The organism is Pseudomonas sp. Xaverov 259 (assembly GCF_019352915.1).
In the GTDB taxonomy this organism is placed as follows: domain Bacteria; phylum Pseudomonadota; class Gammaproteobacteria; order Pseudomonadales; family Pseudomonadaceae; genus Aquipseudomonas.
In genome coordinates this window covers 176,750-195,294 of record NZ_JAAAFV010000040.1, presented here as the reverse complement: position 1 = coordinate 195,294, position 18,545 = coordinate 176,750, and the positions used below count along the sequence as shown (strand labels likewise).

The 18,545-nt window shown below is 59.3% G+C and carries 20 protein-coding genes; 6 read left to right on the top strand and 14 right to left on the bottom strand.

The genetic code is table 11. The features are described from left to right. Positions 1-3 precede the first annotated feature (3 nt). The 6 genes from K0H48_RS17930 to K0H48_RS17905 form a co-directional block, all read right to left on the bottom strand. On the bottom strand, positions 4-672 hold the full coding sequence (locus K0H48_RS17930; RefSeq protein ID WP_219268509.1) for an ABC transporter permease: 669 nt from the start codon (positions 670-672) through the stop codon (positions 4-6). 2 nt (positions 673-674) lie between these two features. Further along, positions 675-1,673: an ABC transporter ATP-binding protein gene (locus K0H48_RS17925; protein ID WP_219268508.1), complete on the bottom strand. Its 999-nt coding sequence runs from the start codon at positions 1,671-1,673 to the stop codon at positions 675-677. Then, positions 1,670-2,359, bottom strand: coding sequence for an ABC transporter permease (locus K0H48_RS17920; protein WP_219268507.1), 690 nt, complete (start codon positions 2,357-2,359; stop codon positions 1,670-1,672). The genes K0H48_RS17925 and K0H48_RS17920 overlap by 4 nt, the downstream gene beginning before the upstream one ends. Before the next feature lie 142 nt (positions 2,360-2,501). After that, complete coding sequence (locus tag K0H48_RS17915; RefSeq protein ID WP_368862161.1) at positions 2,502-3,554, bottom strand: GlxA family transcriptional regulator; 1,053 nt, start codon at positions 3,552-3,554, stop codon at positions 2,502-2,504. 72 nt (positions 3,555-3,626) lie between these two features. Beyond that, entirely contained in the window at positions 3,627-4,592 is a 966-nt protein-coding gene (locus K0H48_RS17910; RefSeq protein WP_257627016.1) for a S9 family peptidase, read from the bottom strand. A 47-nt stretch (positions 4,593-4,639) separates the two neighbouring features. Beyond that, positions 4,640-5,560: an amidohydrolase family protein gene (locus tag K0H48_RS17905; protein ID WP_219268505.1), complete on the bottom strand. Its 921-nt coding sequence runs from the start codon at positions 5,558-5,560 to the stop codon at positions 4,640-4,642. 195 nt (positions 5,561-5,755) lie between these two features. Here K0H48_RS17905 and K0H48_RS17900 point away from each other — a divergent pair, with 195 nt between their 5' ends. Then, positions 5,756-6,079 carry an isochorismate lyase gene (locus K0H48_RS17900; RefSeq protein ID WP_219268504.1) on the top strand — a complete coding sequence of 108 codons (324 nt, stop codon included), beginning with the start codon at positions 5,756-5,758 and terminating at the stop codon, positions 6,077-6,079. 132 nt (positions 6,080-6,211) lie between these two features. Here the strand turns inward: K0H48_RS17900 and K0H48_RS17895 are convergent, their stop codons facing one another. After that, positions 6,212-7,066 (bottom strand): DNA/RNA non-specific endonuclease, encoded by an 855-nt coding sequence (locus tag K0H48_RS17895; protein ID WP_219268503.1) that lies wholly within the window; start codon positions 7,064-7,066, stop codon positions 6,212-6,214. A gap of 146 nt (positions 7,067-7,212) precedes the next feature. Further along, a complete protein-coding gene (locus K0H48_RS17890; RefSeq protein ID WP_219268502.1) occupies positions 7,213-8,154 on the bottom strand; it encodes an AEC family transporter in 942 nt (313 codons plus the stop codon). 378 nt (positions 8,155-8,532) lie between these two features. Between K0H48_RS17890 and K0H48_RS17885 the strand changes: the two genes are divergently transcribed. Beyond that, positions 8,533-9,429 carry a LysR family transcriptional regulator gene (locus tag K0H48_RS17885; RefSeq protein WP_219268501.1) on the top strand — a complete coding sequence of 299 codons (897 nt, stop codon included), beginning with the start codon at positions 8,533-8,535 and terminating at the stop codon, positions 9,427-9,429. A gap of 207 nt (positions 9,430-9,636) precedes the next feature. Here K0H48_RS17885 and K0H48_RS17880 read toward each other — a convergent pair whose 3' ends face one another. Next, positions 9,637-9,936, bottom strand: coding sequence for a putative quinol monooxygenase (locus K0H48_RS17880; protein ID WP_058421281.1), 300 nt, complete (start codon positions 9,934-9,936; stop codon positions 9,637-9,639). Between the two features lie 339 nt (positions 9,937-10,275). Then, positions 10,276-10,764 (bottom strand): DUF2938 domain-containing protein, encoded by a 489-nt coding sequence (locus tag K0H48_RS17875; protein ID WP_219268500.1) that lies wholly within the window; start codon positions 10,762-10,764, stop codon positions 10,276-10,278. An 81-nt stretch (positions 10,765-10,845) separates the two neighbouring features. On the opposite strand from K0H48_RS17875, the gene K0H48_RS17870 reads away from it, so the two are divergent. After that, positions 10,846-11,271, top strand: a complete 426-nt coding sequence (locus K0H48_RS17870; RefSeq protein ID WP_219268499.1) for a helix-turn-helix domain-containing protein — start codon at positions 10,846-10,848, stop codon at positions 11,269-11,271. Positions 11,272-11,274: 3 nt separating this feature from the next. Here K0H48_RS17870 and K0H48_RS17865 read toward each other — a convergent pair whose 3' ends face one another. Then, positions 11,275-12,159, bottom strand: a complete 885-nt coding sequence (locus K0H48_RS17865; RefSeq protein WP_219268498.1) for a LysR family transcriptional regulator — start codon at positions 12,157-12,159, stop codon at positions 11,275-11,277. 119 nt (positions 12,160-12,278) lie between these two features. Between K0H48_RS17865 and K0H48_RS17860 the strand changes: the two genes are divergently transcribed. Further along, the gene (locus K0H48_RS17860) at positions 12,279-13,664 is read left to right on the top strand and encodes a M20 family metallopeptidase (RefSeq protein WP_219268497.1); all 1,386 of its coding nucleotides are present in this window, start codon (positions 12,279-12,281) and stop codon (positions 13,662-13,664) included. 66 nt (positions 13,665-13,730) lie between these two features. Next, positions 13,731-15,020 carry an MFS transporter gene (locus K0H48_RS17855; protein WP_219268496.1) on the top strand — a complete coding sequence of 430 codons (1,290 nt, stop codon included), beginning with the start codon at positions 13,731-13,733 and terminating at the stop codon, positions 15,018-15,020. Positions 15,021-15,061: 41 nt separating this feature from the next. On the opposite strand, the gene K0H48_RS17850 is transcribed toward K0H48_RS17855, so the two are convergent. Next, positions 15,062-16,426 (bottom strand): glycosyltransferase family 39 protein, encoded by a 1,365-nt coding sequence (locus tag K0H48_RS17850; RefSeq protein ID WP_219268495.1) that lies wholly within the window; start codon positions 16,424-16,426, stop codon positions 15,062-15,064. 182 nt (positions 16,427-16,608) lie between these two features. After that, positions 16,609-17,394, bottom strand: a complete 786-nt coding sequence (locus K0H48_RS17845) for a helix-turn-helix transcriptional regulator (RefSeq protein ID WP_257627014.1) — start codon at positions 17,392-17,394, stop codon at positions 16,609-16,611. 96 nt (positions 17,395-17,490) lie between these two features. Here K0H48_RS17845 and K0H48_RS17840 point away from each other — a divergent pair, with 96 nt between their 5' ends. Then, on the top strand, positions 17,491-17,742 hold the full coding sequence (locus K0H48_RS17840; RefSeq protein ID WP_219268494.1) for a hypothetical protein: 252 nt from the start codon (positions 17,491-17,493) through the stop codon (positions 17,740-17,742). Here K0H48_RS17840 and K0H48_RS17835 read toward each other — a convergent pair. Continuing rightward, complete coding sequence (locus tag K0H48_RS17835) at positions 17,696-18,544, bottom strand: helix-turn-helix domain-containing protein (protein ID WP_138815569.1); 849 nt, start codon at positions 18,542-18,544, stop codon at positions 17,696-17,698. The two genes, K0H48_RS17840 and K0H48_RS17835, sit on opposite strands and share 47 nt — an antisense overlap. Position 18,545: the final 1 nt, after the last annotated feature.

Genomic DNA, 18,545 nt, shown 5'->3' with positions numbered 1-18,545 from the left:
CATTCATTCACGCGCCGCCAGCCTCAAGCCCCGAGACACCACGACGTGCTGGATCACCCCGCACCCCAGGTCAACCGCGATGGCTAAAAAAGCCGTCGCTGCCGCACCGGCTAACATCATGGAAAAATCATTGAGGTCGATACCGGTAAAAATAAGCTCACCCAAGCCGCCGCCGCCGACGAGGAACGCCAGCGGCGCGGTACCGACATTGATGGCAAGTGCCGTGCGTATGCCGGCGAAAATGACGTTCAGCGCATTCGGGATTTCAACCTTCCATAACCGCTGCGCAGGTGTCATGCCCATCGCCTCGGCCGCCTCAAGCAGATGCTCCGGCACCGCACGCAAACCCTCGTAGGTATTGACCACCACCGGCAACAAGGTCGCGACCCATAAGCCAAAGATTGCTGCACCACCGCCAACCCCGATCACACTCATGGCCAGCGCCAGCAAGGCGAGCTTGGGTATCGCCTGCCCCACATTCAACAACTGCATGCACGCCATGGCATAGCGTTGTTTCGAAGGTCGGCTCATCCATACGCCCAAGGGCAGCGCCACGATCAGCGCCAGGACGCCGCTGACGGCGACGATATGCAGATGCTGAACCGTCAGGTAAGTGATATCGCCCCAGTAAAACTGCAGCCCCGCCCACATTCCGAGCATCAGGTCGGGCATAGTCAATGCCCTACCGGCGTAGTGTTTTCCACCAGCCTGGCCAGGATGTCGGTCTGGTGTATATAGCCGATAAAACGCCCGTCAATGTCGTTGCATAACGCCCAGTTCTGGCCTCGACCCAAGAGCTGTGAGAGCACCTGATTCAGGTCGTCCTGGGGTTTGACCACCAATTGCGCTCGCGAAGAACGCTCGCCGTTGCCACCGCCCGGCAGCGATGGCTCAGCAGGCGGGATCTTGCTGGCGACATCCACCGAGCGCAGCAACCGCAGGCGCTTCATGATGCGGTCGCTGCCCATGAAGTTCGCCACGAACTCACTATTGGGCCTGGCCAGAAGATCATCGGAGCAGCCGAACTGCTCGATTTTGCCGTTATGGAAAAGGGCTATGCAGTCGGCCATCTTCACCGCTTCGTCGATGTCATGGCTGACAAACAGTACGGTCTTGTTAACCTGGCGCTGTATGCGCATAAACTCGTCCTGGATCACTTCCCGATTGATCGGATCAATCGCACCAAACGGCTCGTCCATCAACATCACGGGAGGGTCGGCAGCCAGCGCCCGGGCGACTCCGACGCGCTGCTGTTGCCCGCCTGAAAGCTCGCAAGGGTAGCGTTTGAGGAACAGGGACGGGTCCAGCGCAACGACTTCCAGCAACTCGGCGGCGCGCTTGCGGCTTTTGGTTTTATCCCACCCCAGCAGGTTGGGAACCACGCAGATGTTGTCCTCTATGGTCATGTTCGGGAACAGGCCGACTTGTTGAATCACGTAGCCAATCGATCGCTTGAGACTGACGCTGTCCATTTCTGAAGTATCGCGGCCAGCGATTTTTATCGTTCCTGATGTGGGGGCTACCAGCCGGTTGATCATTTTTAACGTCGTGGTCTTGCCGCAGCCCGACGGGCCGAGCAGTACGCAAATCTTGCCCTCCTCTACAGTGAGCGAGACATCTTCGACGGCCGTTATCGAGCCGAACTGCTTGTTCAGGTTGTCGATCTGGATCATGTGGTCGCCTCCTTCATTCGGCCGGCTGCCACTGCATGCTTGCTCAGGCCTTTTGGCGTCAACCTGCTCTGCAGGGCGTACAGCGCATAATCGGCTGCAATGGCAATGGCGCTGATCACCAGGGCGCCGGTCAACAGCTGCCGGGGGTCCGATTGCGCGATACCGCGAATGATCAGGCTGCCCAGGCCGCCGGCGCCGATGTAGGCCGCAATCGCCGCGATACCAATATTGATCACAGTCGCCATCCTTACACCTGCCATGATCAGCGGCACCGCAATCGGTAGTTCGACCTTGCACAACCGCTGCCAGGTGGACATGCCCATCCCGATCGCCGCCTCGCGCAAGGCCGGGTCGATGTTGGCGATCGCGGTGGTGGTATTGCGGATAATCGGCAGTTGCGAATAAAGAAACAGCGCAATTACGGCGGGTACCACGCCGATGCCATAGCCAATCAACGACAGGGCCGGGATCATCAGGCCGAACAGCGCGGCGGATGGGATGGTCATCAGCACTGCAGCAACGGCCAGTACCCCACGGCGCGTCCTGGGATGCTCACTGATCAGGATGCCGATAGGCACACCGGTCAGGATCGCCAGCCCCACCGCGACCGCGACGATAAACAGGTGCTGCCCCAGCAGCCGGCTGATCAGGCTGCTGTTTTCCAGAATGAAACTCAATGTTTCCATGGTCCACCCTTCTTACGCCCTGGTTGTTTTTATTGGCAGTGCATCTGGAAGCAGGCACCGGACTTGTCATGAACCTTAGCGCGCCCATGAAGGCTATTTGAGCCTTGGGCTCGACGGTTTCTATCAAAAAACCGCCGTCACCTCAGGAATGTGCATCATCAAATTTCCGCCGTTCTTCCCCCGGCGTGCACCCCCACACACGCCTGTATGCGGCGCCCAGGTGTGACGCGGAAACGAACCCGCAGCTATGGGCAATGCAGGCAATTGCTTGGGTGCTTTCACGCAAGAGTCGCCGCGCCTGGTTGAGCCGCAGTTCCAGGTAGAATTTTTTCGGTGTGATCCCGAAGTGCTGGTGCCACAAACGCTCAAGCTGGCGATGCGACAGGTTGCATCTGTCGGCAATTTCTTCGATGCCGATCAGGTTCTCCAGGTTGTCTTCCATGGCGGCAATGGCGGCCGTGAGCCGCCGGTCATGGATGCCGAACCGCCACTGGACCGACATCCGTTGATGCTCTTGCGGCGCTCTTATCCGGGAATGCAGGAATTGTTCGGCAATATTCGCGGCCAGTTGGTTGCCGTGATCCTGCGCGATCTGCGCCAGCATGAGGTCGATCGCCGCCGTCCCACCGGCACAGGTCCAGCGATTGTCATGGTTGACGTACAGCTCTTTGGTGACTTCGAGGGTGGGAAACTCCTCGCAAAATTGACCGATGGTTTCCCAGTGCAAGGTGCACCGTTTGCCGTCGAGCAACCCGGCGCGGGCCAGAATGAATGTGCCCGTGCTCAGCGCACCCACGGTGACGCCACGGGCGGCTGCACGCTGCAAAAAACGCAGCATTTTCGGTGGATTCTGACGTTCAATATCGAGGCTGGCCAAGACAAACACCCGATCGACCGCGGGCGCTTGATCAATCGCGACGGTGTGTATCTCAATACCGCTGCTGGAACAGACAGGCCCACCGCTTTCCGTAAGAAGCGTCCACTCATACAACGTTTTTCCGCTGAGCCGATTCGCCACGCGTAATGGCTCACTGGCACCCGCCAGCGCCATCATGGAAAACTGAGGAAGAATAAGCAGGCCGATTCGCTTGGTGATGTAACCCGTTGCAGGCGACGCTGCTGTGCTGGGGTTTACCATTGCCGGATCCTTATCAAGGTGATTCCAACGCCAGCCCGATGGCTGGGTGTTGAACACACCCTACAAGGACCTGGCGTTGTATTCAGTCAGATTGAATCCCGGCGAGCCTGCAATCATTGCAAGCTTTCATTACAAGGCCCGCGTGCGGATAGCCTCGTCGATGCTTTGGATCATCGATTTGAACAGCGGGTTGTCGACTTGATTCTGTTGGCCGTGTTGCATGTGCGGGATAATCAGCGCGCTTGGCCCCGCATCGCCGGGATAGTGCCGATGCAGGCGCACGGACTCTGACGGCATGTGCAGGGTATTTTGCGCACCGTGCACAATCAGCGCCGGCGGGAAGCCTTTTGCGCCAACAATGAACCGCTCCGGGTCATACGCCACATAGGCTTTATAGGACTTTGCCGTCACGTGAGTGCAGCCGGGCCAACGGTCCACGCCACCGGCTTGGGTGTAGCCACTCAGTTGCTGATCAACATAGGCCTGGGTCTGCGGGTCAAGTGGGTAATAACCCAGGCGGGTCGATTCGGTACCGGTATCGAACGGCGGAATCGGCGCATCATCCGCCAATTGCCGAATTGCGGCGTCGGTCGCCTCCGGGTCGGTACGCAGCGTCTGCAGTGTACGCAGGCTGCTGTAGCTCATCGGCACCCAGAACCGCACCTGCTCTCCACCCGCAGTGGCAAGCTCAACCACCGCACCGAGGCTCGCGACCGCCCCCATCGCCCAGGAGGCCACTATCGGCATTTGACCAAAGGTGTCACGCGCCCATGCAACCGCGCCGAGGACTTCGTCCTTCTGGTCTTCAAGCATGATCTGGGTGACTTCGCCATCTGCTGACCGCAGGGTATTACGCACATACTTATTGGTAAAAAACCCCGCCACGTCGTAGGTCATGACGCGATAGCCCCGGGCTGCCAGGGCGTGGCCGAACAGCTGACCGTACATGCTGACGCCGCCGGTGAAACCTGAGTTGAAGACTATCGGGGGCAATTGACGCGTTGCAGCATCAAGGTGCTCGGGTTCAAACAGTGTTCCTTTGAGGCTCAGGGTCGCGTCGCCGTACTTCACAGCAAAGCTGATCGCTTTAGTCATGATGGTTGTCATCGCTGGATCTCTCTCGGTATGAATGTGGGCGCAGGTCAACGCAGCCATCGGCCGCTCGCGCCACGAAGCAGTTGGCTGGCAGGAATGGCGGTGGCTTTGGAAACATGCCGTGCAACGGCCTCGACAAAAGCAGACGTGCCAGGTAGATCAAACAGTTCGGCATAGGCCACGCTGTTGCTGCCGACACCCACATGAGGCGCATCACTGGCTTCAAGCAACAGGTTGCCGGCACCCACCGCGCGAATGATCCGGGTCACGAACTGAGCGGTCTCCTCAGGGTTGATCGAGGTGCGATACCCCGGGCCTTTGAACCCCACGTTGCCGCGTCTTGCCGCTTCAGCGAGCAGCGCCCTGTAGGCCGGTTCTGTAGCGCCCCGTTCGTGATGACAACTGCCGAGATGGTCGATAAGCACAGGCACAGGGTCAGGGACCTGGCGCAATACACACAGGTTGGTCTGCGCCTCTTTGGCATAGATATGCAGGTGCTGGTGCGGGAGTAGCCGTGCGTAAAACGCCAGCCATTGATCGTCGCAAAAGCTGCCCTCTGCAACGGCTTCAGGCCGGACATCGTGCAAAACGATACGAGCGCCGATGACCTGCGGGTGCCCGAGGCGCTCCTGGGTGGCGTAGGCAGGCTGAGCCAGGATCGTTCCTACCAGCTGGATACCGCCATAACGTTGAGGGTTTGCTGCCTGCAGCGTGTGCAGTTGATCAAACGAAGCAAATACGTTTTGCGAATCCGGCAGGATGCTCAGGTGCACGTTGTTAATGATTGACGGGGTGATACCGGCATCAATCAGTTTATCCAGGTAGACCTTGATCGGATGCGGTTCAGGCAGGCCATAGGGCAGCAGGCCAGCCACGCGCTGGAGATCATGCGCGGTGTAGAAGTGGACATGACTGTCTACTCGTCTGGCCAAGGGTCGTCTGGCGAAGGGCTCGGTGCGCGGCAGCATGATAAGTGTTTCCGTTTTTTGTACGAAAACAATAATCGTCACTCAGGTTTTTGCGCTCTCGCCAACCCGACGGGTAGTATCAAAATTTCGACATGTATGATTCACCCTCAGGCTGCAATGATAAAGCAGCCGCACGCCCGCGCCTTGATGTTGCCTGAAACCACACAACCACCATCACTCTTAGGGACAAGCACCATGTCGCCACTTAAAGCACCCGACGCCTGTGAAAGCCTGAACGACATCAGGGCCGGCATCGATTTTTATGACCAGCAGATTCTCAAGGCACTGGAACAACGGCTGGGCTATGTGAAGGCAGCCATTCAGTTTAAAGCCAACGAACAAGCAATCCCGGCACCCGAGAGGGTGGTGGCGATGCTGCAGGACCGGCGCGAATGGGCGGCTGCGGCGGGGTTTGATGTGGCGTTTGCCGAGAAACTGTTCGAGCAGATCATCCACTGGAACATTCAACAGCAGATTCTGCACTGGCGCGAGAAGCACCCGGACAGCAAAGGCGAATAGCTGCACCGGTAACCTGTGGCGAGGGAGCGTGCTCCCGCTGGGCAGCGCAGCGGCCCTAAAAAAATGGGACTGCTGCGCAGTCCAGCGGGAGCACGCTCCCTCGCCACAGGGGTGGTACTGATCTTTAACTGATTACAACGCTTGCCTGCAACCCATGCGGCCCGGCAATTGCCCTTGCCTGGCCTTCAACGCAGCCTGCACCGCTTGCGGCAAACCACTCCAGAATGTCAGGCCCGAGCGCTCTTCGATTTGACTCACGGGCACCTGGTAATCGCAGAAATTGGCGCCCTTGGGCGTTTCCTGGTTCATGACGAACGAGGCATACATTCCGCCTTCAGGCGAGCTGCCGACGAAGATGATTTTCCAGTAGCCACTGGGAATGGTGTGCACCTTGTTCGTGCCCGGCAGCGTGCCGACAAAATGCTCGTACAGCGGCCCGGTGGCGACATACACCGCGTCGACTCCCGCCTGCTTGCTCAGGTTGCGCTCCTGGTCTTCCAGGTGCGCCCACGGCCCCTGGTTGAGGTCGGACTTCTGCGGCGTGATGTTCGACAGGTAATTGAGGCTTTGCCAATCCGCTACGCCTGCCATCGAAGCCAGGTTGGCCTGATGGCCGCGGTCGACTTTGAGCGCGACATTGGCGCCGTTGTAATCCACCGGGTCGAGGGTTTCGCCGGCCGGGATGTCCGGGTCGGTCTGCCAGTCGCGCGCGCGGCCGCTGGTGGGGGTGGTCTTGGTGATTTTGTACGACACCCAGTTGGCAAACTTGGTCGAGCCATTGTTGTTCAGGGTGTACGCCTGACGGTTCAGCGTCAGTGGGCTGCCGCCGCTGGGGCAGCCGACCGAGCAGTTGTCGAACTGCCAGGCCTGTTGGGGCTGGGCTTGCGGTGTGATGGCCGACTCACGGGTTGTATCCGGCGTGGTACAGGCGGCAACCAGTGGGATCAACAGAAACGCTAAGTGTTTGGACTTTATACTTCCTTGCATGGTGTAGCTCCTTGGGTATAGCAACTTGGGTGAATCAATGACAAAAGGTCTGTCGGCGGCTGCGATCCATCGCAAGCCGACATAAACATTAAACCACTTAAACATTTCAAATTGTGTACAGGTTTCAAGGGACGTAAAAAACCCCGTCACCCCGCCGCAAGCCCGCCGTCGATCAGGTAAATCGCCGCTGAAAAGGTCACGATCGAGAGCAGCGTGCTGAGCAAAATGGAGGTCGTGGCTTCACGCTGATACACACCGGCCTGGTTGGCGAACATCGCCGGGATCGTCGCCGAAGGCAGTGCACTGAGCAGGATCATTTGCTGGGCGTACACGCCGTGGCGGCCCAACAGGATCATGGCGGCAAACATCAGCGCCGGCTGAATAAACAGTTTGAGCCCCAGGTTGGTCCACACCTCACCGGACATTTTCAGCCGGTCTGCCGACATGATCAGCCCCAGGCAGAACAGCGACACGCCGGGCGTCGCCTTGCCCAGCAGGTTGAATGAGTCGGCGGCAACGGCCGGCAACTTGACCTCCAGTAGCGAGAGCAGCATGCCCAAGGCCGGCGCCCACACCAACGGGCGACGTACCGCCGCCCAAAGGCTCGAGACGAACGCCTGGCCACCACTGCCTTTGCCGTCCGCGAGGGTCAGCAACATGATCGCCAGCGGGATCATGATCAAGGTTGCGACCAGGTTCAGCACCAGCACCGCATACAGGCTGCCTGCGCCATACATGGCCGCGAGGATCGGAATGCCCATGAACGCGGCGTCCGGAAAGCCGTTGACCAAGCCCTTGAGCGTGGCCGCCTTAAGATCTCGCAGGCACCACCAGCCAATGCCCAGCGCCAGCCCGAACATGCCGATGATGCCGATCACCGTGGCCAGGATAAAGTTGAAGTCCAGCAGCTGCGCACGCGGGGTACTGGCCATGCCCACAAACAGCAGCGACGGCATGATCCAGCCCAGCACCAGACGGCTGATCAGCAGGCTGTCGGCGTGGGTCAACTTGCCGCGTTTGCCGGCGATAAACCCCAGGGCAATCACCACGGCAACGGGCAACAGCGGCCCGGTAATCCTGTCTAGCACGCTCTCGTTCCTCGTGGTTATTGTGGTCGAACAGCGGCTGATCTCGAGGGCGGATCCTGGCCAGGCGAACGTGCGGCGCAAGCTACGTCAAGGGCGGTTGTTCACCAACTAAATACGCCATGACATTTATTTCATGTACCGGGTTTGAACCCACACGCGGTCACGTGTGGGAGCGGGCTTGCTCGCGAAGGCGGTGGGTCAGTCAATTCATCTGTCACTGACCCAGCGCATTCGCGAGCAAGCCCGCGCCCCCATTCAGCTCGCGTTACATCAGGATCACGTCAATGCAGGTGATTGGACGCGCAGGCCTTACAATGAGAGGGTGCAGGCACGGGCACTTATCATGACCGCTCACTTATTCCCAGGCTGGGGCTTTAAATGGACATCAAGCAACTCAAATTCCTGATCGCGCTGGAGCAGACCCGGCACTTCGGCCAGGCGGCTGCGCGCTGCCACATCACCCAGCCGACCCTGTCGATGCGCCTGCGCAATCTGGAGGATGAGCTGGGCCTGGAGCTGGTGACCCGTGGCCAGCGTTTCGAAGGTTTCACCCAAGCCGGCGAACGCGTGCTGGCCTGGGCCAGAACCCTGCTCGCGGCGCATGACGGTTTGTTTGCCGAAGCGGCGGCGTGTCGCGGCCAGTTGGTGGGCAGCTTGCGCCTGGGGCTGGTGCCGCTCAGCGGGTTCAACTCGATCAGTTACATCCAAAGCCTGTCCCAGACGTTTCCAGAGCTCAAGTTCAGCCTGTCGTCGATGAGCTCGGACAAGATCATCGAAGGCCTGGGCACCAACCAACTCGATTTGGGCGTGTGTTACCTGGACCACGTAAACCCCAATTACCTGGAGGTTTTCGAACTGGGCGAAACCCGCGTCGGCCTGTTGTACGACACGCGCCACTTCCAGTTCGAAGGCACCGAAATGAGTTGGGAAGACGCCGCGCAATTGCCCCTGGGGATGATCAGCAATGGCATGCACTATCGAAAATCCATTGACCTGAGCTTCCGCAGCCGTGGCCTCGACCCGCAGCCCATTCTCGAAAGTGATTCGACCTATCAGCTGTTTCAGGCGATCCACGAAGGGTTTTGCTGCGCGATCATGCCGCTGGACAGCGGCATGGAAAACCCGATCGAGAACCTCGCCTTCATCAACCTGCCGGACGCCAGCGTGCTCGCGCCACTGGGGTTGGTGATGCGCAAGACCGAACCGCGCTCGGCCATCGCCGAGAAGTGTTTTGCCCACGCCAAACAAGTGTTTGCCGCCAAGGACACGCACTGACCTGCAGCGCGAAAGGACGAACACTCTCACTGTGGCGAGCAGGCTTGCCCTGCGTTGGGTGGCGAAGCCGCCCCAATTCAGGCGACTCGGTGAGTCAGTCGTAACCGGATGGGGCTGCTGCGCAGCCCAACGCAGGGCAAGCCTGCTCGCCACAGGTCCAGCGTCGCACCACAGTTAGGTAGATAACTGTGCAAGATGACGAATGGCTCAGTTCGACACCTGCTCAAGGAAGATCAGTTGCAGCGGCTCACTGAGCAAGTCATCGGCCGTGGCTGCAAATTGCTTGAAGTACGGCGTGGCAAAATGCGCATCGAGGGCCGCCTGGTCCTTGAACGCTTCACGCATGTAGAAGGTGCCGGGCGCGTCGCGCAGCTCAAACAGCACATAGTCGAGGTTACCGGGCTCGGTGCGCGTTGGCGCAACCAGGGCCAACAAGCCGTGTTTGAGGGCCTGCTGTTTGCCGGGCTTGGCTTTGAGCACGGCGATGGAAACCAAGGGTTTTGGCATAGGGGTCGCTCCGTCAGGGGAATGGCTCGCACACCCTGCAATCAAGAGTGCAAGCAGGGTAAAACTCATCGTTTTGAGGACCATCTGGATATCCGTCGCAGGTGTGTGAGGAGCTATCCAGCCTAATGAAGCACCCACCGCGTTAGCCATCCGCCAGGGGCGCATACACTTTCAATGAAATATTGAAAGCAACTCAAGTACCACTCGGTCAAAAGTGGGAGCGGGCTTGCTCGCAAAGAGGCCGTGTATGTCACAGATGTTTTGACTGGCCCACCGCATTCGCGAGCAAGCCCGCTCCCACATTTATTGCGCATTGCATCAAGAGGGTGTGTTGCTGCCCTACGCCCAAGCCATCACCACGCCAGCCAGATAAAGCCCCACGCCGAACACCGCGTGACTGATCACACTACGCAGGCAGTTCTTGCCCGGCGTGGGTGTCTTGGAGGAGGCGAACCCCGCGCCCATGGCAGGCTGAATCAAAAACAGCGGAACAGCCACGGTGGCGATACCCAACACCAATGCCGGCATGAATGTGGGCGCCTGCATCCAGGCGACTCCTTCTATTCCTACCAGCAGCAGCGCAAACACCATCCCGGTGACGTAGTGCGCGATCCAGCCCAGGGCAACCTCGCCCTGCACGGGCGCCGCCAGTGCAATGCTGCGATGCGCAAACTGCCCGTGGCACGCATGCCCGACCCAGCGCCCCACGAAGGCGAAATTCAGTGTGGGCACCTTGAGCGCCTTCATCAACAGCATCCACATATCCATCACGACCGTTGCCCCGGCCCCCAATAAAATTACCTGTGCAGCCACGTGCAGCGATGCCATACCGACCTCTTATTCATGGACCCATTTGACCTGCGCAGGCATCATAGAAGTTGAAGTCAACTTCAAGTCAAGGGTCTGGTAATGGATATCACTGAGGTGGTCAAACGCACGGGCGTGCCGGCGCATACCTTACGTTTTTATGCGAAGAAAGGGCTGATCAGTTCCATCAGCCCGCCCGGCGCTCGCCGTCAGTTTGGCGCGGCGGTGATTGAGCAATTGGCGCTGATCGCCCTTGGGCAGGCGGGCGGCCTGTCACTCGATGAAATACAGGCCATGCTCTGCCCCAATGGCCAGGCCACTGTGGACAGAGCGGTGCTGTTGGCCAAGGCCGATGAGATCGATGCGACGGTCAAGCAACTGCAGGCCATGAGTCGCGGCTTGCGTCACGCCGCAGCCTGCCCTGCTCCCGACCACGCGCAATGCCCGAACTTTCGGCGGTTACTCGATATCGCCGCCGCAGGCGCCTTCAAGCGTGCCAGGCAATCGGGCGCGAGCCTGGCACGTTAGTGTTCAGTTGACCTTTTCCAGGCAGCCAATCAAGGTCGCGATAAAGCCTTGCAGCGCAGTGGGCAGCGCGCGTTTAGGCATGGTCAGCACCTGGATGGTGCGGTCGGCAAATCGCGGGTTCGACAGCGGCACCGAAACCAGGTCACTGCGCTCATTCACTTGCTGGCTGATGGCACCACCAAACGCGATGGTGTCGGAATGGCGCACAAACTCATGGATCGCGCCGGAGTAGTTGCAGGTCATCACATGGTTGAAGTGCAGCCCTTCCATTTCGCACACTAGGTCGAACAGCTGCCGCAGGGTCGTGCCTTTGGGGGTCAGCGCCAAGGGGAACGGCAGCAGCGCACGCATCGGCAATGTCTTGAGCGACGACAGCGGATGGTCGGCACGCATCAGCGCGCGAATGGCCGAGCGGCCTGAATAGAGGATCTCGACGCCATCAGTGGGCGCGGTGCTGAACGTCAGCCCTACGTCGGCATCGCCACGTTTGATTTTTTCTGCGCATTCAAGCGGCGACATCACCTCCAGCACGTACTGGAAGTCTGGGGTTTGCTGGTAGTGCTGGATCAGCACATGGGGCAGGAAATAACGCGAAAGGCCCTCCGTGGACACCAGGCGAATCACCCGCGCGCCGGGGTAATCGCCGCCGCGCAGCTCCGACAGCAACGCTTGCTCTTCCAACGACGCACGTCGGACATGGTGGGCCAGCGCGTTTCCCGCCGCCGTCGGTTCCATGCCCCGTGGCCGGCGCTCGAACAACGCCACGCCGACACTCTCTTCCAGCAACGCGATCTGGCGGCTGACCGCGCTGGGCGCGATGTGCAAACGCTCACCGGCGGCGGCCAGGGAGCCGGAATCGAATACGGCCAGAAAGTAACGGTAATCCACGGGCGTCTTCCTTAAAAAAGCATCTATTAATTAGAAGCCACTCTTCAAAAAACAGCAATATACAGTCTGGTAGGTGACTTCTATATTGGCCTGAATCTTTCAGCCGTATCGGAACGCTCATGTCCAAGCAACAGGCACTTGCCAGTGTTCGCCAGCACTTCTCTGCCGGCCATTTTGAAGCCGACCTGCGCCGCCGGGTGGCGATTCGCAGTGAAAGCCAGGCACCCAGCCAGGGCCACGAATTGGCGCGCTACCTGCACGATGAAATGCAACCGGCTCTGGAGCGCATGGGCTTTGCGTGCCAGCCGCTGCACAACCCGACAGGCGCAGGCCCATTGCTGTTCGCGGAGCGCCACGAAAGCACAGACCTGCCGACCGTGCTCACCTATGGGCATGGCGATGTGGTCCTGGGTTACGCCGAGCAATGGCGTGAAGGCCTCGACCCTTGGGTGCTGACGGTAGAAGGTGATCGCTGGTATGGGCGCGGCACCGCCGACAACAAGGGCCAGCACAGCATCAACCTGGCGGCGCTGGAAGCGGTGATCAATGCTCGCCAGGGGCGCCTGGGGTTTAACGTCAAGGTGCTGTTTGAAACCGGTGAAGAATGCGGTTCGCCCGGCTTGCGTGAGGTCTGCACAGCTCACCAGGCGCTGCTGCACGCCGATGTGTTTATCGCCTCGGACGGTCCACGCCTGAACGACAGCCGCCCGACGCTATTTCTCGGTTCTCGCGGTTCGGCGCTGTTCTCCTTGCAAGTGCAGGCCCGCGACAAAGGCCTGCATTCTGGCAACTGGGGCGGCGTGATGTGCAACCCCGCCATAGTGCTGGCTAATGCATTGGCCAGCCTGGTGGATCAGCATGGGCGCATTCGTTGCCGAGGGCTGGTACCGGCCTCGATCCCCGACTCGGTGCGTGAAGCCATCCATGACCTGGGCATCGATCAACACGCGCTCGGCCGCCCACTGGATGTGGATTGGGGTGAGCCAGGCCTGACCCTGGGCGAACGCCTGTTTGCCTGGAACACTCTGGAGATTCTGGCGTTTACCGCGGGCAACCCTACCAAACCGGTGAATGCCATTCCACCGTCAGCCATCGCGTATTGCCAACTGCGTTTTGTGGTCGGCACCGATTGGCAGAACCTGGAGCGCCTATTGCGCGAGCACCTGGACGCGCAGGGTTTTCACAGCGTGAACATCGTGATTGACCGTTGCACGCCCAGCACGCGCCTGGACCCGGAAAATGCCTGGGTGCGTTTCGCGAAAAAAGTCATCAGCGACACCACGCCCAGGCAGGTCGCGGTGCTGCCCAACCTTGCCGGTACGCTGCCAAACGACATTTTCGCCGATGTGCTGGGGCTGCCCACCGTGTGGGTTCCGCACTCCTACCCCGGCTGTTCGCAGCATGCGCCCGATGAACACCTGCTGGGCTCGGTGGCACTCGAAGGCCTGCAGATCATGACGGCCCTGTTCTGGGAACTGGGCGATATCGCGCACTCGCGCACCTAATAAAAACAACGGGCTCGACCCTTTGCCTCTGCCGCTCACACACTTACAAAACCAGGAGCGTCGAACATGACAGCGTTATCACCTACCCTTGTGACACCGGCAACCGACCCGGCCAAATCCATCTGGAAACCGGTCGGCGCCGCCTTGATCGGCAACACCCTTGAATGGTTTGACCTGTCGGTCTACGCCTACTTTGCGTTGACCATCAGCAAGGTATTCTTCCCCGCCGCAGACCCGGCCGTCTCCTTGTTCCTGGCCTTCGCGACCTTCGGCATCTCGTTCCTGATTCGCCCGCTGGGCGCGGCGGTGCTGGGTTCGTACGCCGACCGCCAAGGGCGCAAGAAAGCCTTGAGCCTGTCCATATTGCTGATGCTGATCGGCACGGCCATGATCGCGATAATGCCAGGCTATGCAAGCATCGGCATCATCGCGCCCATCGGCATTTTGTTTGCCCGCCTGCTGCAAGGTTTCTCCGCCGGCGGCGAGTTTGGCAGTTCAACCGCGTTCATGATGGAACACGCGCCGCAAAAGACCCGCAACTTCGTCGCCAGCCTGCAATTTGCCAGCCAGGGTTTTGGTGTAGTGATTGCCTCGTTGTTCGGCTACTTCCTGACCACCTGCCTGAACGATCAACAGATGCTCGACTGGGGTTGGCGCGTGCCGTTTTTGTTTGGTTTGATCCTGGGTCCGGTGGGGCTTTACATCCGCCGCACGGTGGATGAGTCCCCCGACTTCAAGGAAAGCGAGCCGGGCTCGCAGCCATTAAGGGACGTATTGTATTCACAGAAGACCTTGTTGCTGGTGGCAATGGGCGTGTTGATCGTGTCGACAGCCTCCAACTTCATGATCAAGTACATGCCGTCCTATGCCGCCACCACCTTGAACATTCCCCAGTCATCGGGCTTTTTGGCGACCCTGACGGGGGGCTTGATCCTGACCCTGGTCACGCCGGTTGTCGGCTTCATTACCGGCTTTGTCAGCCGCATCAAGATCATGCTGTGGGCCTCGATTCTCTATATGTTGATGATCGTTCCGGCGTTCATGTGGCTCAATACAGTCCCCAGTGCCACCTCGCTGTTGCTGGTTGTGTCGATGATGGCATTGATCAAGGCCGTGTACTTCGCACCGCTGGCCTCGCTCATGGCCGATGTGTTCCCTGTGCAAACCCGCGTCACGGGCATGTCGCTGAGCTACAACCTCTCGGTGACGATCTTCGGCGGGTTCGCACCGGTGATCGCCACGGGGCTGATCGCGCTGACGGGTTCGCAACTGGCGCCCAGTTTCTATCTGATCCTGGCCGCCGCCCTGAGCATCAGTGCCTTGTGGGTTGCCAAACGAAAGTTAAAACTGCGATAGCCACATGCCCTACCAAATCCCTGCCCTACCAAAACCCTGCCTCACCAAAACCAATAGGGCAGAAACTTGGGTGTCGGCTCATCGGCCAACTCCAGGTGGTAAGTAATCGAATTAAAGAAGAACATATCCAGGACCAGGAAGGCTGCAGCACCAAAACACAACAGCAAGAACTCCCGCTGTGGATGTGCCTGGAACCGCGACGTTACCCAAGGGCGAATGGCAATAAGGCCGGTCAACCCCGCGCACGCGCCAAGATAGTTAGGCCGCAGCGGCGTCGCCGCATACAGGCCATAGATAAAGGCAAGTAACAACATGCCCAGGCCGACCACAGGTAAGTTCAGGCAGAACCTCAGCAACTTGTCGCGGGTACTTGCAAAGCGCTGGCTGCGATCCACAAAGATATAGGCAGCCAATAATGAAATAGCCGGCGTAATAGAAAGGATGTAACGCGCCTTCTTGGAACTTGGAATCGTGAACAACACAATCACCACCAATAACCAACCCGTCAGGTACAGCAGCATCTGCGTGGCCGGCGCCGGCGCGCGCGCAAAGAAGTGTTTGCCCTGCTTGATGATCACGTTTAATGCGATAAAGGCAGTGACGCCATAGGTGAGCAAGCCTGCGGAGAAGTAGAAGTAATACCGCGGTGCGTGATCAGTGCCAAAGCGCCCCAAGCCTTGCATCACCAGCACCTCTTGCACAAAAGCCTGCCCACCTTGCAGGTAGGCCGCGCAGCCCAGCACGGCAATGCCTGCAGCCAGCACCAGGCCCGCGAGCAGGCAGAACACCTGCAACAGGCGCCACTGTCGACTTAACAGATAATAAGCGGCGACCACGCCCGCCGGGCCGATCAGACCAATAGGGCCACGAAAGGCAAAGCCCAGCGCCAGGCCCAGGAGCACCGGCAGCAGGTGAAAGCGCTGCGGGTGGAACTGGCCCGCATAGGCCAGGTAAAAACACATCACGGTAAACAGCGCCGGGTAGATGTCCAGCGCCAAGGAATTCACGCCGTCGAGGAATGACCAGGTAAACAGCGCAAATACCACCGCAAAAGCGCCCCATTTTCTGTCATGCAAGGCACCCAGCTTGTAAATAAACACCAGCATCAAGGCGGCCGCCACGCAAAATGGCAGCCCCATCGACAGAATGGATACACGCCCAAATGGCAAGGAAACCAGGTACACAAGCAGTGTATTGAGCACCGTATAATCGGGGTACGGCTGCAGGTCATCGGCAATCGGAAACAGCGTCACGCCATGGGCGAGCATATACTCGGCAAAGTCGACAAAACGTGTGGTGTAGTTGAGCACAGCCGGTTTGTATTGCAGGGCAGCCAATACAATAAACGCCACTATAAATATAGCTGAACAGGGTTTGTTTACAGCCAGTTCCTTTAGCCTTTTCATGCGACCGGGTGCCTGTTTAAAACGCGCAGGCTAGCATGTTGTTTTTTCGAGCATCCAGACCGCAAAGGTAAAGAGTTGTAAAGGTAGTAGCGCCTGTTTACTCAGCTTAGTAAGTTCTGAACAACAGCTGAATAACTGTTAATAAAAACACTGATTAACTAACACAGGTATTGATTTTTTACTTACAAACTCGGCTGCGCCGTGAAGTAACGCCCAGGCGTCACCCCAAATGTGCGGCGAAACAGTGCGATGAAGGCACTGACGTTGTCATAGCCCAACTCCAACGCGACACGCGTGACGGGCGCGCCCGTGGCCAGCCTCTCCAGCGCGCGCAACAAACGCACGCGCTGACGCCACGCGGTGAAGCTGAACCCTGTTTCCAGCACAAACCGCCGCGTCAGTGTGCGCGGGGCGATGCCCGCCCAGGCCGCCCATTCCTGCAGGTGGCGCTCGTCATCAGGGCAATCGGACAGCGCTTGGGCGATCTTGCGCAGGCGCGCATCCTGAGGCATCGGCAAGCCCAAGGTCACACGGGGCAGTGTGCGGATCTCATCCACAATCACTCCAGCCAAGCGCCGCTGCGCAGCGTCCAGCTCAGCGCTCTGCCAGGCGGCAGCGCGCATCACCGCCTCACGCAAAAGGCCGGAGGTGGCGAGGATGCAAGGCGTATCCGGCAACTCGACACAGCCCTGCGGCGACACATACACACTCCAGCCTGCGAAGGGGCCATGGGAGCACGCGCCATGGGAGACATTCGGCGGGATCCACACTGCATGGGTGGCAGGCACCACCCACTGGCTGGCGCCGGCGTCCACCGACAACAAGCCCTGGCTAGTGCCCAGCAACTGCCCACGCCCATGGCAATGGCGCTCGGTGATACGCCGTTCAGCGTCCACTCGGACCACGGCGACCACCAGAGGGCCATCGACAGCGGCTAATACCGAAGACGGAATTAACGGAGTGGGCATAAGCGGCCTTAACAGACTATTGATTGTCTTTGATAGCGTACTTAGGCCAGATTGGCGCGTCTATAGTCGCAGCCTCTCCTCCCAGGAATACACAGCATGCGCGCCGAAGAACTGTTACCCGATGACCAGAATCAGACCGAACGCCACGGCGTTGTTATCCGCAAAGGCAGCGTGGGTGCCTTTCTGGTGAATGCCCAGGCCTGGTGTGATCCAAACACCGATGCACACCAGCGAACCATCGCCGAGCAAGACCTGCTGGCGTTGCTGCCGGCATTACGTGCGCTGGGGCTGTTCGAAGTGTTTACGATTCGAGACCCGCAGTTGCAGCGCCTGGTGGATCAGTATTAAGCGCACGATTGGCGGGCTGTGTACTGCGGATATAACGTGCCGGCGATGAACCCAGGGTCTTGCGAAACATACTGATAAAGGAGCTGACCGACTCATACCCCAGCGCCTCGGCGGTGCGCTGTACCGACTCGCCTTCGGCGAGGCTCTGCAAGGCCACGATGATTTGCCATTGCTTGCGCCACTGGCCAAATGTCAGCCCGGTTTCGTGCTTGACCAAACGCGCCAGCGACCGCTCACTCATCGCCACCTGATGCGCCCAATCGGCCATGGTGCGGCGGTTTTCCGGGGCCTGCGCCAAGCTGCGCGCGATAGCACGCAGTTGCGTCGAGGCCGGCAGCGGCAGGTACAGCTGCTCTGAAGGCGCTTGCTCCAATAGTTCGAGCAGCACGCTCGCCAAGCGCGCGGTTGCACTGTGCGCCGGATAATCCTGCTCCAGGGCGCCCAAGTGCTTGATCAACTCCAGGATCAACGGCGACAGCACCAGGGTGCAGCATTTTTGCGCCAGCGCGGCGGCCCCCGGTTCTATGAATAGAAACCCGACTTTGCCGTTGGCGGTGATGCGGTTGCTGTGTGCAACCTCGGCCGGAATCCACACGCCAAACCCTGTCGGCACCATCCACACGCCATCTTCCACGGTGCACACAATGCCGCCGTGATAGGCCACCACCAGTTGGCCTTTACGGTGGCGGTGTACAGCGTATTCGGCGTTATGGCGCTGGGTGCCCAGCATCATCGCGACCGCAGGCTGATGCAGCGCATCAAACTCAAACTGGTCAACCGTGTAGAGCGTGGTGTCGTCCATT

Bases quoted from the DNA above. Each gene is read 5' to 3' on its own strand.
- K0H48_RS17930 (WP_219268509.1), bottom strand. From the start codon at position 672: ATGCCCGACCTGATGCTCGGAATGTGGGCGGGGCTGCAGTTTTACTGG.
- K0H48_RS17925 (WP_219268508.1), bottom strand. From the start codon at position 1,673: ATGATCCAGATCGACAACCTGAACAAGCAGTTCGGCTCGATAACGGCC.
- K0H48_RS17920 (WP_219268507.1), bottom strand. From the start codon at position 2,359: ATGGAAACATTGAGTTTCATTCTGGAAAACAGCAGCCTGATCAGCCGG.
- K0H48_RS17910 (WP_257627016.1), bottom strand. From the start codon at position 4,592: ATGACTAAAGCGATCAGCTTTGCTGTGAAGTACGGCGACGCGACCCTG.
- K0H48_RS17905 (WP_219268505.1), bottom strand. From the start codon at position 5,560: ATGCTGCCGCGCACCGAGCCCTTCGCCAGACGACCCTTGGCCAGACGA.
- K0H48_RS17900 (WP_219268504.1), top strand. From the start codon at position 5,756: ATGTCGCCACTTAAAGCACCCGACGCCTGTGAAAGCCTGAACGACATC.
- K0H48_RS17895 (WP_219268503.1), bottom strand. From the start codon at position 7,066: ATGCAAGGAAGTATAAAGTCCAAACACTTAGCGTTTCTGTTGATCCCA.
- K0H48_RS17885 (WP_219268501.1), top strand. From the start codon at position 8,533: ATGGACATCAAGCAACTCAAATTCCTGATCGCGCTGGAGCAGACCCGG.
- K0H48_RS17880 (WP_058421281.1), bottom strand. From the start codon at position 9,936: ATGCCAAAACCCTTGGTTTCCATCGCCGTGCTCAAAGCCAAGCCCGGC.
- K0H48_RS17875 (WP_219268500.1), bottom strand. From the start codon at position 10,764: ATGGCATCGCTGCACGTGGCTGCACAGGTAATTTTATTGGGGGCCGGG.
- K0H48_RS17870 (WP_219268499.1), top strand. From the start codon at position 10,846: ATGGATATCACTGAGGTGGTCAAACGCACGGGCGTGCCGGCGCATACC.
- K0H48_RS17860 (WP_219268497.1), top strand. From the start codon at position 12,279: ATGTCCAAGCAACAGGCACTTGCCAGTGTTCGCCAGCACTTCTCTGCC.
- K0H48_RS17855 (WP_219268496.1), top strand. From the start codon at position 13,731: ATGACAGCGTTATCACCTACCCTTGTGACACCGGCAACCGACCCGGCC.
- K0H48_RS17850 (WP_219268495.1), bottom strand. From the start codon at position 16,426: ATGAAAAGGCTAAAGGAACTGGCTGTAAACAAACCCTGTTCAGCTATA.
- K0H48_RS17845 (WP_257627014.1), bottom strand. From the start codon at position 17,394: ATGCCCACTCCGTTAATTCCGTCTTCGGTATTAGCCGCTGTCGATGGC.
- K0H48_RS17840 (WP_219268494.1), top strand. From the start codon at position 17,491: ATGCGCGCCGAAGAACTGTTACCCGATGACCAGAATCAGACCGAACGC.
- K0H48_RS17835 (WP_138815569.1), bottom strand. From the start codon at position 18,544: ATGGACGACACCACGCTCTACACGGTTGACCAGTTTGAGTTTGATGCG.